Annotated in this window: 15 protein-coding genes; 1 reads left to right on the top strand and 14 read right to left on the bottom strand. The window is 42.4% G+C overall.

What is annotated here, in order from left to right; genetic code table 11:
* Nucleotides 1-329: 329 nt before the first annotated feature.
* Entirely contained in the window at nucleotides 330-1268 is a 939-nt protein-coding gene (gene spoIIQ / locus ACFX4I_RS24510; RefSeq protein ID WP_377423677.1) for a stage II sporulation protein SpoIIQ, read from the bottom strand.
* Nucleotides 1269-1420: 152 nt separating this feature from the next.
* Between spoIIQ and ACFX4I_RS24505 the strand changes: the two genes are divergently transcribed.
* A complete protein-coding gene (locus ACFX4I_RS24505) occupies nucleotides 1421-1846 on the top strand; it encodes a VanZ family protein (protein ID WP_377423674.1) in 426 nt (141 codons plus the stop codon).
* A 20-nt stretch (nucleotides 1847-1866) separates the two neighbouring features.
* Here the strand turns inward: ACFX4I_RS24505 and spoIID are convergent, their stop codons facing one another.
* From spoIID to ACFX4I_RS24440, 13 genes are all read right to left on the bottom strand, one after another.
* A complete protein-coding gene (spoIID, locus tag ACFX4I_RS24500) occupies nucleotides 1867-2904 on the bottom strand; it encodes a stage II sporulation protein D (RefSeq protein ID WP_377423671.1) in 1038 nt (345 codons plus the stop codon).
* A 203-nt stretch (nucleotides 2905-3107) separates the two neighbouring features.
* Nucleotides 3108-4409, bottom strand: a complete 1302-nt coding sequence (gene murA, locus ACFX4I_RS24495) for a UDP-N-acetylglucosamine 1-carboxyvinyltransferase (RefSeq protein WP_034315774.1) — start codon at nucleotides 4407-4409, stop codon at nucleotides 3108-3110.
* Nucleotides 4410-4441: 32 nt separating this feature from the next.
* Nucleotides 4442-5194, bottom strand: a complete 753-nt coding sequence (locus ACFX4I_RS24490; protein WP_377423668.1) for a YwmB family TATA-box binding protein — start codon at nucleotides 5192-5194, stop codon at nucleotides 4442-4444.
* 158 nt (nucleotides 5195-5352) lie between these two features.
* Nucleotides 5353-5595, bottom strand: a complete 243-nt coding sequence (locus tag ACFX4I_RS24485; RefSeq protein WP_034315776.1) for a DUF1146 family protein — start codon at nucleotides 5593-5595, stop codon at nucleotides 5353-5355.
* Between the two features lie 148 nt (nucleotides 5596-5743).
* Nucleotides 5744-7270 carry an NADH-quinone oxidoreductase subunit NuoN gene (gene nuoN, locus ACFX4I_RS24480; protein ID WP_377423665.1) on the bottom strand — a complete coding sequence of 509 codons (1527 nt, stop codon included), beginning with the start codon at nucleotides 7268-7270 and terminating at the stop codon, nucleotides 5744-5746.
* A gap of 3 nt (nucleotides 7271-7273) precedes the next feature.
* On the bottom strand, nucleotides 7274-8797 hold the full coding sequence (locus tag ACFX4I_RS24475) for a complex I subunit 4 family protein (RefSeq protein WP_377423662.1): 1524 nt from the start codon (nucleotides 8795-8797) through the stop codon (nucleotides 7274-7276).
* Nucleotides 8794-10665, bottom strand: coding sequence for an NADH-quinone oxidoreductase subunit L (gene nuoL, locus ACFX4I_RS24470; protein ID WP_377423659.1), 1872 nt, complete (start codon nucleotides 10663-10665; stop codon nucleotides 8794-8796). Before nuoL ends, ACFX4I_RS24475 begins: the two co-directional genes overlap by 4 nt.
* Before the next feature lie 34 nt (nucleotides 10666-10699).
* A complete protein-coding gene (gene nuoK, locus ACFX4I_RS24465) occupies nucleotides 10700-11014 on the bottom strand; it encodes an NADH-quinone oxidoreductase subunit NuoK (protein ID WP_098371643.1) in 315 nt (104 codons plus the stop codon).
* Entirely contained in the window at nucleotides 11011-11529 is a 519-nt protein-coding gene (locus ACFX4I_RS24460) for an NADH-quinone oxidoreductase subunit J (RefSeq protein ID WP_076368342.1), read from the bottom strand. The genes nuoK and ACFX4I_RS24460 overlap by 4 nt, the downstream gene beginning before the upstream one ends.
* Entirely contained in the window at nucleotides 11526-11945 is a 420-nt protein-coding gene (gene nuoI / locus ACFX4I_RS24455) for an NADH-quinone oxidoreductase subunit NuoI (protein ID WP_377423656.1), read from the bottom strand. Before nuoI ends, ACFX4I_RS24460 begins: the two co-directional genes overlap by 4 nt.
* A gap of 33 nt (nucleotides 11946-11978) precedes the next feature.
* On the bottom strand, nucleotides 11979-12986 hold the full coding sequence (gene nuoH, locus ACFX4I_RS24450; RefSeq protein ID WP_377423653.1) for an NADH-quinone oxidoreductase subunit NuoH: 1008 nt from the start codon (nucleotides 12984-12986) through the stop codon (nucleotides 11979-11981).
* Nucleotides 12987-14084, bottom strand: coding sequence for an NADH-quinone oxidoreductase subunit D (locus ACFX4I_RS24445; protein WP_098371645.1), 1098 nt, complete (start codon nucleotides 14082-14084; stop codon nucleotides 12987-12989).
* Nucleotides 14085-14089: 5 nt separating this feature from the next.
* Nucleotides 14090-14734, bottom strand: a 645-nt coding sequence (locus ACFX4I_RS24440; RefSeq protein ID WP_377423650.1) for an NADH-quinone oxidoreductase subunit C, incomplete at its 5' end; no start/stop codon positions are given.

The raw sequence follows: 14734 nt of genomic DNA, 5'->3' as shown, positions 1-14734 counted from the left end.
CCTATTAGATAATTTGTAATAAACGATTCCTCACCTCAAACACTCTCTTTGCATGGTTTATAACATCTTATTAGCTTGGTTAAGAATATATGCCTAATGGGACAGGAGGTTTGAATTTATTTCTGATTTTCATCTATTTATTTTCATTAGACGTAAATTATTTCCCGAGAAATTTGTCAGAAATTCAAAGGTTTCAGCATATTGGCCAATATTTCCTCGAAAAAAAAAGGAAGCCGTTCAAAGTGAACGGCTTCCTTTTACCAAATTTTCAGTTGTTGTCATTCGTAACGCTCTAGGTTTTTGTTTTGATTTTATTAAAAATCTTAATCTTAATTAGATTGATTTAGCGAATCTTTTAAGGAATCGCTTTCTTCAGTTGTATCTTCACCAGGGACAGAGCCTTCCTCATCAGTGCCACTCTCTAAATCAGTGCTCTCGTCAGTTTCGTCAACTGCAGGAGTTTCCTCTTTATCAGCTTCAGATCCTTCGACTGCAGGTGTTTCTTCTTTATCGGCTTCAGACCCTTCGACTGCAGGTGTTTCTTCTTTATTAGCTGAATCTTCAAGTTCGCTGCCTTCGGCTTCAGTTGCCGATTGAATCGCAGAAGCTTGTTTATCAACAAAATCAAGTGGGTTTAACGCAATGTTATCTTTTCTGATTTCGAAGTGAACATGTACGCCAGCCTCTTCATTGATTTGGCTTTTTCCAGCTTTTGCAATTGCTTGTCCTTGTTTCACTTTGTCACCGACTGCAACCTTAATGTCTTTAACAGATTGATAACGGGTAACAACGCCATCTTCATGCTCTACTTCAACTAAATTTCCAAGTAACGCATCGTCTTGAACTTTCGTTACATTTCCACTTAAGGAAGCTTTTACATCGAAAGTCTTTCCATCTTCCATTGCAATGTCTATACCTTTGTTTTGCTCATATCTATTGTTGTAGAATACCAATGCTTCTTCTTGTGCCTTTTCATCCGCATTCACATCATAAAACTGTTTCTTGATAACCGTTTTGTCTGCATCGGCTACAGGCATCTTGATTGTCTCAAGATTACTATTAACCTCTACAGAAGGCTCACCATAGTTTTTTCCTGTTTCAGCTGATTCCTCTTTGCCATCTTTAGCTGAATCGTCAAAACTATTTTGTAATAAGAAGGCCGCGGCTAAGATTATGGCTGCACTTGCGATATAGATTGCTGATAATGCCCAACGTTGTTTTAGTATACGTCGGATTGTGGAAGTTGGTTTCTTTTCTTCCTCTCTCATATTAATCACCTCAGCAATCATTCTGAACATTTTGTTAAGATTATATACATTCAAGAAAAAAATTTTTTAGATTTATTTTGTGGAAATGAAACCGATTTTATTCGTAGAATGGTAAAATGTTTGGTATCTTACTGTTGAAGGATGTTTAAATCATGAAAAAAACTTTTAAACTTGTGTTAACGTTATTGCCATTTCTATATATGATTGCCATTTGGATAATGTCGAGCAACCCCGATGATATGATTCTTGATCTTCCCTCATCCTCTATTGACCGATTTATCAAAGAGGCACTTCATCTGGTCGAATTTGCCCTTTTGTATATATTATTAGTTTCCGCCCTTGCTGCAAACCAAAAACTGAAGCCTGGTTTAAGCCTGTTGGCGGCACTTGTGGCTTGCCTTTACGGAGTTATTGATGAATACCACCAATCTTTCGTCCCATACCGCTCCTCTACCTTAATAGATGTCATTAAAGATATCATAGGAGTAGCAGCAGTCTATTTCCATGTCCAATATCATTATTTCAAGCGTGAACGGGGCTTTTTGACCATTATAGTAAAATTAAGCGCAAAAAAATGAGAGATGGGGATCCCCATCTCTCATTTTTTTGCTGTCATCGTATTCAGCCACTTACTTGAAGACTGAACTTTGACGCCTTTATAATAATATTTCACGATGTCTTCATAGGTTTTACCTTCCCTGGCCATGCCATTAGCACCATATTGGCTCATTCCAACTCCGTGTCCGGATCCTTTTGTCGTGATGACAATCTGGTTGCCTTGACGCTCCCAGTCAAAATCGGATGATGTCAGCCCGAGCCTCTCACGAATCTGTTTTCCTGTCATTTTCTTTCCTGCGATTTCCACTACACCTACGCGATTACCTGATGTTCTTTCAATGACAGTCCCTATTGATGTTCCCGAAGAAAGGCTTACACCCAGTTTTTTTTCAAAATCGGCAGTATCCACTACAACTTTATTATAAAATTTTGGTGATTCTTCTTTATCCCACGGACTGGATACACTTTTTAAATAGGGATAATCAGCTTGCCAATAGTCCTCGGAATTTTCCGTGTAGCCATTACTGGTCGAAAAAAAAGTGGCAGTAATCGGTTTTCCTTCATAGGTTAGAATTTGACCCGCAGTTTCTTTTATAGCCTTGTTAATTTTTTGCATCTTCGATTTATAATCAGAGCCCCACTGTTTTTTCAGCTCATCATTATTCTTATAAACTTGGTGCATGACCGTATCGCTTACATCGGCACCATCCGGCAAGCCCAATCGACTTTCGCTTATAAGCTGATTGACAATGTAAGTTCTCGCTGTCAATGCTTGAGCCTTCAGCGCTTCTTCTTCAAAATCCGCTGGCATTTCAGCCGCAACCACACCAGTCAAGTACGATTCAATCGGCAGTTTTTCAATCTTTTTTGCAGATGTCCGGTAAACGGCAACTTCTACGGAACTCATTTCATTTGCAGCTACCTCTTTACCCTCATTCTTCACTTTCTTTTCTAATTGTTCGGTCAACTGCCCACTAGTCTTATCATTTGAAAATGGAAGCACAAGCACTGCCGGAATCATGATAATTACGAATGCTACTGCTATGAATAGTACGATCATCGGTTTGATTGCTTTCAAATTCCTGAGCCTCCCTACACTTGTTTTCTCTGCCGTATATAATCGTATCCAGCAGGTATCTTTACATAACAAATGTATGTCGAGGGACAAGCTTTTATGAATAGAAAAACGACATCTATTTAACTGTAGTTGATGAATCCGGAACAAGACAAAAAAACCATTCACGGTTCAATGACTCGAACGTGAATGGTTCTATAAGCTATTTATGCGTTTAAATCTGCAATTTTTTTTGTTTCAGCAGGTACATCTTCGTTAATACGTTCCACATCTGCACCTAGGGATGCCAATTTGCCATGGAAATTCACGTACCCTCTGTCAAGATGCTTCAGTTCTGTAACACGTGTAATGCCATCTGCAACCAATCCAGTCAGGATGAGCGCTGCCGCGGCACGTAAATCTGTTGCAGCTACTTCAGCACCTTGAATGTTAGTTGGTCCATTAACGATAACGGAACGACCTTCGATTTTAATATTGGCATTCATGCGACGGAATTCCTCAACATGCATAAAACGGTTTTCGAAAACGGTCTCCGTAATCATACTAGTTCCTTCAGCACGCAGTAATAATGCCATCATTTGCGATTGCATATCAGTCGGGAAACCAGGATGCGGCATTGTTTTGATATCAATGGCCTTCAAGGTTTTTGGACCGATAACGCGTAATCCATCTTCTTCTTCAAGAATTTTAACGCCCATTTCCTCCATTTTAGCAATAAGGGAAGTAAGGTGTTCAGGTACAGCTCCTTGAACAAGAACATTGCCGCCAGTAAGAGCGGCCGCAGTCATGAATGTACCAGCTTCGATACGGTCAGGTATAATCGTATGTTCAGTGCCATATAATTTATCGACACCTTCGATTCTCATCGTACCAGTACCGGCACCTCTGACTTTGGCACCCATTTTATTAAGGAGATTCGCAAGATCTACAATTTCAGGCTCTTTGGCCACATTTTCAAGAATAGTTATACCTTCAGCAAGTGTTGCTGCCATCATGATGTTTTCAGTGGCACCCACACTCGGGAAGTCAAGATACACTCTTGCACCCTTAAGTCTGCCTTCTACCTCGGCATCAATGAAACCATTGCCGACCTTCACTTTTGCTCCCATCGCTTCAAAGCCCTTTAAATGCTGATCGATAGGACGTGATCCGATGGCACAGCCACCAGGAAGAGCAACGCGGGCCCGGCCATTCCTTGCTAATAATGAGCCCATCACTAAAACCGAAGCTCTCATTTTACGTACATATTCAAATGGTGCTTCTTCTAATAACTCTCTTGATGCATCTACAGTTACTTGATTGTCATGAAAGGCAACATCTGCATTTAAGTTGCGCAATACTTCATTGATTGTATATACATCGGAGAGCGTAGGAACATCTTTAATGATACTTTTCCCATCACTTGCTAATAATGTTGCAGCGATAACTGGCAAAACGGCGTTTTTAGCACCTTCTACTTTAACTGTCCCGCTAAGCCTTTTTCCGCCGCGGACGATGATTTTTTCCAAAAGTATTCCCCTCCGCGTCCATTTTCTCTATATTAATATTCAAACGTTATGATTGGTGTGCCAACTACAAAGTTCGTTCGGTCACCCAATCCTTCTGTCCGTAGCCCAAACTGCAAATTTAATTTTTCTTTTGTCAATGGTTGTTTAAACAATGTTGAATGTGCAGATATAGATGTAAAGTTTGTTTCATGCACACTTTCAATTTCCCTTGCTTGGAACATATCTAACAGGTCTTCAGTTTTAGAGTTTAAAACCGAATCCATATTATCATTGATAGACCCTTTAATACAAGAAAAAATTGAAGGAGTTCCTATAAATAGGTCATTCACCCTGTTTTGGAACATAGCAGTAAAAAATGCCGCATTGGCTTCCTTCCACTCTTTCCCCTTCACTTCGTAAATAACATAGGTAACTTTATCAAATTTCTCTTCCGTTGTCATTATTTTGATAGACTCGGTCAGACCTGAATCGACATTGTAAGTTAACGCCTCAGCCTTCCAGCCGGAAGCATCATCTTTCCGGTGCCATTGAAATTGAGGGTATTTTCGTTTTAAAGCTGTAACTTCGCTTTCAAACTCTTGTTTAGTTGTAATAATCTCTTTATTTATTTCTCTAGTGAGTACAGACCAATCCCCTATGTCCAAATCTTCATCTTTTTGTAACAGTCCCACCAATTTAACTATATCTGGTTTACTTTCTGCCACAATCGTACTATTCCCAATTAAAATCACCGTCAAACCGAGAAATACTATGTATGTTAACATTTTTTTATTTAAAAAATACATGTTAAATCCCTCCCCTTTTACACATTCTTTCCACAAGGAGAGAGATCATACTTCAAGTTTTCCGACAATTGGTGACAACTTCCCCTTAAACTGGCAGGAAGCAAAAGCGAATACAAGAGTAGAATCATATTTTGCTATAAGAAAACTCTTACAGCTTATCAGTCATTACTAAACATATACGGAAGTTGGTTTGCAAATCCCAGGTAGTCGAGGAAGAAATTACTTACAACTGAACCGATGGCAACAGTTAATAAAATATATAAAACCCTGGCCTTGATGACCGAATTGGATCTTAACATTTTATCAAAATGTAATGCCTGTAAAGCCCACCAGGTAACTGCGATGAAAAACAAGTGTGCAATAATCCCTGTTAAAGCCTGCTGTCCCATTGCTGAAAACATGTACATACCTCCTAAAAGACACCCAAATTCTATTCTAACACAAAACCCCTGCATTTTTGGAATTTAAAAGGAAGAATTGCAAAATATCTTTTAAAACTGTAAATAGAGGCTTGATCCAATGGAACAAGCCTCTGATACAGGCATTATATCATTTACTCGAAATAAAGTCTGTAAATTCGCCAAATTGATCATGAATAAAATCAAAGGCAATATTTGGCACCACCCCGAAAAGAATGGTGCCTATCACGCAAATGATCAACACGGCGTAAAGACCCGGACGAATTTTAATGATCTTCTCCGAATGAATGGGTCGGAAAAAGACCTGCACCAATAATCCGAAATAATACACATAGGAAACAATGGTTCCTGCAATCATGATTCCCGCAAGGACAAAATGTCCAGGCTCCGTTATGAAGGTTCCTAGAAAAATATTGAGTTTGCCAATGAAACCTGTCGTCCCGGGAATTCCAGCAAGCGCCAGGATAAATACGGTGAATGCCAAGGCAAGATACGGTGATTTCCTCCCCAGCCCCGCGAGAATGCTAATATCTTCTGACCCACTTTGACTGGAGAGCAGCTGAATGACTGCAAATACACCTATATTCATCAATACATAAGCCATTAGGTAAAACCAGACAGTATCCAGCAGGAAATATCCCCCGCCCAATGTTGCCACCGCTACAAGCAGGTAACCCGCATGGGCGATACTTGAATAGGCGAACAATCGTTTTAAATTTTGCTGCCTTAACGCAACCACATTTCCAATGATGATCGTCAGTCCCGCCAATGAAGCTATATAGATATTATTTTTTTCCAAAAAGTCGAGCGCTCCGAACGTATCACCGGAAGCTGTTAGGAACAACGAGAGAAAAATGCGCAGGATGATGATGAAACCCGCCATTTTCGAAATTACACTCAAGAAGGCTGTGACCGGTGTCGGTGCCCCCTCATAGACATCCGGCGCCCACATATGAAATGGGGCGGCAGCTATCTTGAAGGATACACCGACAAATACCATGAAGAAAGCGAGTCCCATAATGTATTGCAGCTGGCCGTCCGTCATTGCAGCCATCGTCCGGCTCATTTCGCCTAGATTGACGGAACCGGTCACTCCATATAAATAGCTCATTCCGAATAAAGTGATCGCTGTGGAAATGCCTCCGTTTATCACATACTTCATGGACGCTTCGTTGGACTTCCGATCATGCTTGCGTATTCCGACCAATATATAAGATGAAAGTGAAAGAAGTTCCAGTCCAACGAACAGCGTTATCAAATCACCGCTTGAGGACATGACCATCGCTCCAAGCAAAGCGGTCAGGAACAGGTAATAAAATTCCCCCCGGTGCTCCCGAAGCCCCTCTTGCGGTTCATATCCTTCAGCCAGAAGGATGATTAGGGCCGCTCCGAATAAAAGCAGCAACTTAAAGGCTTTTGCAAATGAATCTAAACGAAACGTATCGGATAAGATACTGACTGTCTCAAAGGATAGCAGGCTAATCAGTGACAAACATGCCAAAATGATTCCGGTTAACGCGAGCCATGCCAGTTTTCTCCGATTAAAGTGCTTCGGCCAGAATAAATCCAATATCGAAAGAAACATGGCCGTTCCAAGGATGATGAATTCCGGCATCATCGCTCCCCAATCATAAGAAAGCATCGTGTTCCAATCCATCCTTCATCGCCCCCCTAGAGCTAGCATCATGGCTTCAATCGTTCCTTGAAGAGGCCCGCCTAACAAATTTGGATATACCCCGACAGTTATTATCAAACCGAGAAGAACCAATGCCGGCAAAAACTCCCAGCTCCTAAGGTCCCTTTTCTCTGTTTCTATCAAGCTATCATTTTTTCCGAAAGTCATCAGCATGACCGCCCTCAGTACATAAACTGCGGTTAATACCAGCCCGATCACCCCTATTGCCGCAAGGAACGGCTGACTTTTGAATAAGCCAAGAAATACCATGAATTCACTGATGAAACCGGACATGCCAGGCAAACCGAGTGAAGCCATCCCGCTAGCTAACATAAACCCTGAAAAAATCGGCATCGACTTGGCCAATCCCCCAAGCTTAGGAAGCATCGTGGTTCCCGTCCGCTCATACAACACTCCCACCAGGAAAAACAATAAAGCGGCAATTAGCCCGTGTGAGATGACTTGAAAAATAGCTCCCTGAATGCCCGCTTCATTCAAGGCTCCCAGCCCCATCATGACGATACCCATATGTGAGATTGACGAGTAGGCTAAAACGAGCTTGAAATCCATTTGTACCAGCGCTAGAAATGCACCATATAAAAAACTGAGGACCCCAAACAGGACAATGGTAAAGGCCAGGCTTTTATATTGTTCAGGAAATATCCCCATTCCAAACCGGATGATTCCGTATGCCCCTATTTTCAATAGGACACCCGCATGTATCATGACTATGGATGGAGGTGCTTCAGCATGGACCCGCACCATCCAGCTGTGAAAGGGAAAGACGGGCAGCTTTATCGCAAATGCAACGAGAAAGGCGAGACATAAACCATATTTCATCGAACCGGATATGGGTGCAAAAAGCGAAACACCGCCCATTGTCATCATCTGTGTCAATGCCGCAATGTTAGTCGTACCTGTCCTGGCAAACAAAATCAAAATGGCCACCAATAAAACGGCCGAACCAATGCCATTATAAATCAGAAAACTATAAGAAGCTTTCTCCCTCTCCAGAAAACCCCATCTACCAATTAAAAAGAACGCAGGAATCAATGTCATTTCAAAAAAGATGAAAAAAAGGATCAAATTTTCTGCCGTGAAGACACCGAGCATTCCGATCTCCAGGATCAAAAATAACAAATAATACCCTTTCCATTCTTTTTTTATATAAATGGAGGCGATTGCAGCCAGTGATGAAATGATTGTTGTCAGTAATATGAAGATGAGACTTAATCCATCCAGACCCAACTCAAAGTCAACCGTGAAGAGCTTGGGATCATACATCTCCAAGTTCCCAAACCTGATCCAATTCAACTTAATGTCAAACAAGGATAGGGCCACACCCGAATAATATTGGCTGCATAGAAAGAACGAGAGGAAAAGGGGAGGCAGTGTTCCGAAAAAGCCAAATTGTTTAATGGTCCTTTCCTCTTTTTTCGGCATAAGGGCAACCATCACTATGCCCAGCAGCGGTGAAAACACTAAAAGCGAGAGCAAATAGACATTCATCTTAGATACCCCCCAGTCACTGCAAAAATCACCAACAGTACCGCAAGTCCCAGAAAGGCTATCATGCCATATTGCTGTACCTGTCCCGTTTGCAGTTTAGACCCTATTTTCCCCAATCCTTCTATTGAACTTGTTACAGTGGAAACCAGGCCACCGATAATGAACCTTTCAATATAAGATAGGAATATACTGAAGCCTTTGATTACATAACCTGCAGTAAGGTGGTAAATCTCATCTATATAATACTTATTTTCCAAAACCCTATATACCCCGGAGTTTTCTTTGACAAGCCATTCCCGAGGTAACTTCTTTTTAGCGTATATCATATAAGCAAGGTATATCCCGGCCAGCGATACAAGCACAGCCATCAACATGATCCAAACGGGACCCTCACTATGGCTGGCACCTAGAAGAGTTTCATTACCCTCCACAAGCCACTCCCCAAGGAAAGTTCCAAACCACGGTGTTTGGATATACCCACCGATTACAGCAAGCAAAGCCAATACGAGCATCGGAATTAACATGATGGATGGTGATTCCTTGACCTGTTTTACTTGACTGCGCGAATCGCCTGCAAACATCATGAAAAACAGCCGGAACATATAAAACGCAGTTAAAAAGGAGGTAACCACCGCTAGACCAAACAATATATAACTACCATTCTCCCAGGCAGCCATCAGAATTTCATCTTTACTGAAAAAACCCGAGAGCAACGGAAACCCCGATATCGCCAAAGTGCCAGTCAAGAACAGCGGCCCAGTCCAATTCAACTTACCCCATAGACCGCCCATCTTTTCCATATCCTGTGTATGTATAGCGTGAATAACACTGCCTGCCGCCAAAAACAGCAATGCTTTAAAAAAGGCATGGGTCATTAAATGAAACACCCCGGCTACATATCCCGAAGTACCCAAAGCAAGCATCATAAAACCAAGCTGAGAGATTGTCGAATAGGCCAATACACGCTTAACATCCTTTTGCACTATGGCAATGCTTGCGGCAAATATGGCTGTAATTCCACCTGTTATTGCTACGACCTGCATCGCAGCAGAACTAGCCATGAATAACGGAAACATGGCCGCCACCAGGTAAACCCCTGCAGCAACCATGGTTGCTGCGTGTATCAATGCGGAAACCGGAGTGGGGCCTTCCATTGCATCCGGAAGCCATGTGTGAAGTGGAAATTGTCCAGACTTCCCAACCGCACCGATAAAAATCAAAATAGCGATTAAAGTCAGTTTTCCACTTGATATCATGCCCGATTGAACGGCTTGAAAGATCTCTCCATATTCAAAGCTGCCTGTTTCCCAGAATAGAAGAATGATGCCGATTAAGAGCCCTACATCCCCAATCCTGGTCATGATGAATGCCTTCTTCGCTGCAGCCTTAGCTTCCAGTTTATAAAAGTAAAACCCGATGAGCAGGAAAGAACCCACCCCGACCAATTCCCAGAAAATATAAAGCTGTAATAAATTGGGTGCCATGACTAGACCAAGCATGGCAAAGGTGAAGAAGCCCAGATAAGCATAAAAAATGGAGAATCGCACTTCACCCTTCATATACCCCTTCGAATATATCTGGACAAGCAGGCTGACAAGGGAAACGATCACAAGCATCAAGGCATTAAGCTGATTGATTTCGAATCCGGCTGTAAGTTGCGTCCCTCCGAAGGAAAGCCAATCTATCGATATATTATAAGTAGGTTCTTTAAATCGCTCTGTCAGGACAAGCAACGATAAAACAAACGAAGCCAATGTACATATTATTCCTATAAAAGCCCCTCGTTCCCGCAACCGCCCGCCTGATAGAAGCAGAACCAGAAACGTGACGAGTGGAAAGATCGGTATGAGCCATGCGTGCTCCATCATCGTATCAAATCCCCTTCTTCATTTATATAAACCTTCAATTCTTCATTATTTCCATTTCATCAACATTGACCGTCTTCCGATTGCGATAAAGGGACATTAGTATAGCCAGCCCTACAGCTGCCTCGGCCGCAGCGATCGTAATCGTGAATAAGGAAAAAACTTGACCCGTAATGGATGGCGTTACCCCGAACTTACTGAAGGCAACTAAATTGATATTCGCAGCGTTCAGCATCAGCTCGATCGAAATCAAAACAATGACCGCATTTCTTTTCGTCAATGCCCCATACAGCCCTATACAAAATAAAACGAGTGCCAATACAAGGTAAGCCGACAAGGGAACTCCCGTCATGATCGATCTCCCTCCTCATCATCTTTTTTAGCCAATACGATGGCACCGACTAAAGCAACAAGCAGGAGTACCGACATCACTTCAAATGGAATCACATATTTTGAAAAAAGTTCGATTCCTATTTGCTTTGTATTTTCCTCATGCAAGGCCGTTGGCTGTACAGGTATATCCAGATTATAAATCCCCAGATAAACCGCCACGGCGAATCCAGCAATCGCTGCGAGCAAGGAGAATTTCCCCCAGCCCCCTTTAGCGGGTGCATCATTTTCCTGGTGCTTTGTCAGCATAATCCCGAATAGCATCACGATCGTGATTGCCCCTGAATAAATAAGGATTTGGACAATGGCGACAAACTCGGCCGAAAGCAACATATAAATGCCTGCAATGCCCAAGAAAGTAAAGACAAGTGCAATTACCATGTGCACCACTTTTGTTAAGGTAATCAGCAGCACCCCGCCTAATATCGCGACGAGTGCCAAACCAATAAAGGCAATTAATTCACCCGACAAACTCATACTTTATTCACCTTCCGGATATTTTCATCATTTTCATCCAGCCATTCCAGATTTTTAAATAGATGATCACGGCTATACTCTGCCAGCTCGAATTGATTCGTCATCACGATCGCTTCTGTAGGGCAGACCTCCGTGCATAAATCACATAAAATGCAAATCTCGAAATTGATGTCATACGTATCGATGATTTTCCCTTTTTTCAATGGGTCAGGATGTTTCTTACCAGTTAATTGAATACAATCCGTTGGACAAATCGTCACGCATTGATTGCATACAATACACTTTTCAGGATAGAATTTTTGGATTCCGCGGAAGCGGTCAGGGAGCGGAAGCGGCTCATTCGGGTAGTCATAGGTCACTTTTTTCCTCGTCAAGTTCTTTAATGTATAGGTTAAACCTTTTGCTAAACCAAGCATATAAATCCCTCGCTTTCCGACCAGCTTATGTTTCTAAAAAAGGTTAAGCAATTCTTTTATTAGTGCCGTCAAAAATATATTTACTAATGCAACCGGAAGCAGCACTTTCCATCCGAATTCCATCAATTGATCGGCCCTTATACGAGGAAAGGTTACACGAATCCAGACCAATACATAGAATACGGCACTGAACTTCAGACCGAACCAGATGGCTGCCGGAATAAAATCCAAAAACGGAATAGAATTCCATCCCCCTAAAAATAATACAGTGGTTAGCGTTGCCATTGCAAACATATACACATATTCGGATAACATAAAGAAAGCCCATCGAAATCCAGAGTATTCAACATGATAGCCTGCAACAAGTTCGGATTCCGCTTCCGGAAGGTCAAAAGGAACCCTGTTCAACTCGGCAACCGCTGCAATAAAAAACACGATAAACGCAATCGGCTGAAGAAAAATGAACCAAACCTTTTCCTGGGCTGCAACTATATCATTCAAGTTTAAACTGCCTGTTAGGAGGACGATCCCCACTAGCGACATCACCAATGGGATCTCATAAGATATCATTTGCGCGGCTGCCCTCATCCCGCCAATCAAAGAATATTTATTATTGGATGCCCAACCCGCGGTGACGATGCCGATGGTCGATATGCCGGAAATCGCAATATAATAAAGCAGTCCGACACCAATATCCGCAAATTGGAAGGCATCGGTGAACGGCAAGGTGGCAAGGACCATGAAAGCAGGAGCAAAAGCAATTACCGGAGCTAAAATATATAACGGCTTATCAGCTTTTTTGGGTATCGTATCTTCCTTGATCAGAAGTTTCAAAACGTCAGCAACGGTCTGCAAGAGACCCCATTTCCCCCCAATTTGGTTTGGGCCGACACGCATTTGCATGAACCCCATGATTTTTCGCTCTGAAAGAATTCCATATGTCACAAACCCTAATACGACGAACAGGAGCAGGACTGCCAAACCAAAAAAAATGCCAAAATTCAGTAGACTTGGAGCTGAGTGGAGAAGATCCTTGATCATTTATCCATCGACCTCCCCTAAAACGATATCGATTGCACCTAATATCGTTATCAAGTTCGCCATATTTTCCCCTTCCAATAATTTCGGAAGAATTTGCAGATTATAGAATGAAGGTCTGCGAAATTTCAAGCGGTATGGCTCCTTTTTCCCTTCACTCGCGATATAACAGCCTATTTCCCCTCTTGGCGATTCAATTCGGACAAATGCTTCACCCTTAGGAACCTTTATTATTTTAGGGACCTTAGCAAGGATCGGCCCTTCTGGAAATTGCTCAACCGCCTGCTCGATGATTTTCAGTGATTCTTCGATTTCTTCCATTCTACAGTGATAGCGTGAAAAGGCATCACCCTCTTCCCTTGTAGGAACATCAAAGGTGAACCTGTCGTAAATGGAATATGGCTCATTTTTTCGCAAATCCCATTCCACACCTGTACACCTTAAGTTGGCACCGCTAAGCGAATACTGTAGGGCTTCTTCCTTCGTATAGATGCCCACCCCTTTAACCCGATTAACAAAGATTTCATTCCCTGTCACAAGCTCATGGTAACCGGCAAGCTGCTCCCTCATATAAGGGACAAACTCGGCAACCTTCGCAATCCAGTCTTCAGGAGCATCCCATTTCACGCCCCCGACACGCATATAATTGAATGTAAGGCGTGCCCCTGACAATTCAGTCAATAAATTAACGATCATTTCACGTTCTCGAAATGCGTATAGGAAAGGGCTCGTGGCACCTATATCCAGCAAGTATGTACCCCACCAGACAAGGTGGCTTGCCACTCTGCCCAATTCCATTGCAATAACCCGCAAATATTCTGCCCTTTCGGGGATCTCCACCCCCATCATTGTCTCAACAGCATGGCAAAGCACATAATTATTTGTCATTGCCGCTAGATAATCGAGCCGATCGGTATATGGGATTATTTGTGTATATTGCAGATTTTCCGCTAGTTTTTCCGTACCGCGATGCAAATACCCAATGACAGGTGTTGCCTCTTTTATAATTTCACCGTCAATCTTGATGACAAGCCGAAAAACACCATGTGTACTCGGATGCTGCGGCCCGACATTGAGAAGCATTTCTTCCGTCCTTAACATTGGGCTTACACCTCCACATCATAAGGCTGATAATCTTTTCTAAGGGGATACCCTTTCCATTCCTCACCAAGTAAAATCCGCTTTAAATCAGGGTGTTCATAAAAGTTAATACCTAATAAGTCATACGCCTCACATTCTGGCCAATTTGCTCCTGACCATAATGGGACCAATGATGGAATAACGGGAGAATCCCTATCAAGTTTCACCTTCAAGGCAACTGATTGGTTCATTTTGAATGAATGTAAATGTACATAGATTTCCATATGGGTTTCAAAGTCCGTACCATGAAGTTCCGATAAATACGAAAAGTTAAGCTGTTCATCGTACCGCAGAAATTTTGCTATTGAGAAATATGTATCCGGAATAGCCACTATAGTGGGCACATCTTTTGATAATCTATTAATATAGTGCTCTAATAATGCCCCTTGTCCTACATGGCTCTCAATAGCAGAAACGATTTGATCGAGTTTCGACTGATTTGGGGAAAGTTCGCTAGGGGTGTTAACTTCCTCGCTTTCCTTTACAGCAGTCCTGTTCTTCGCAGCAGTAGCCGCTTTCGCTTTGGCAGCGGCGGCTGCCTTCGCCTTGGCTGCTGCCGCCGCCTTTTGCTTCGCTATATCCATTTCGCCTTCCGGCTTTTCCGCCGCTTC

It is taken from the genome of Peribacillus sp. YIM B13472, from assembly GCF_042788005.1.
Taxonomy (GTDB): Bacteria; Bacillota; Bacilli; order Bacillales; family DSM-1321; genus Peribacillus; species Peribacillus simplex_E.
The sequence above is the reverse complement of the archived record's forward strand: the minus strand, read 5'-3'. Positions and strand labels throughout refer to the sequence as shown.

Bases quoted from the DNA above. Each gene is read 5' to 3' on its own strand.
- ACFX4I_RS24460 (WP_076368342.1), bottom strand. From the start codon at position 11,529: ATGAGTTTGTCGGGTGAATTAATTGCCTTTATTGGTTTGGCACTCGTC.
- nuoI (WP_377423656.1), bottom strand. From the start codon at position 11,945: ATGCTTGGTTTAGCAAAAGGTTTAACCTATACATTAAAGAACTTGACG.
- ACFX4I_RS24445 (WP_098371645.1), bottom strand. From the start codon at position 14,084: ATGTTAAGGACGGAAGAAATGCTTCTCAATGTCGGGCCGCAGCATCCG.
- nuoL (WP_377423659.1), bottom strand. From the start codon at position 10,665: ATGATGGAGCACGCATGGCTCATACCGATCTTTCCACTCGTCACGTTT.
- ACFX4I_RS24505 (WP_377423674.1), top strand. From the start codon at position 1,421: ATGAAAAAAACTTTTAAACTTGTGTTAACGTTATTGCCATTTCTATAT.
- nuoH (WP_377423653.1), bottom strand. From the start codon at position 12,986: ATGATCAAGGATCTTCTCCACTCAGCTCCAAGTCTACTGAATTTTGGC.
- ACFX4I_RS24475 (WP_377423662.1), bottom strand. From the start codon at position 8,797: ATGAATGTCTATTTGCTCTCGCTTTTAGTGTTTTCACCGCTGCTGGGC.
- nuoK (WP_098371643.1), bottom strand. From the start codon at position 11,014: ATGACGGGAGTTCCCTTGTCGGCTTACCTTGTATTGGCACTCGTTTTA.
- nuoN (WP_377423665.1), bottom strand. From the start codon at position 7,270: ATGGATTGGAACACGATGCTTTCTTATGATTGGGGAGCGATGATGCCG.
- ACFX4I_RS24485 (WP_034315776.1), bottom strand. From the start codon at position 5,595: ATGTTTTCAGCAATGGGACAGCAGGCTTTAACAGGGATTATTGCACAC.
- spoIIQ (WP_377423677.1), bottom strand. From the start codon at position 1,268: ATGAGAGAGGAAGAAAAGAAACCAACTTCCACAATCCGACGTATACTA.
- ACFX4I_RS24490 (WP_377423668.1), bottom strand. From the start codon at position 5,194: ATGTATTTTTTAAATAAAAAAATGTTAACATACATAGTATTTCTCGGT.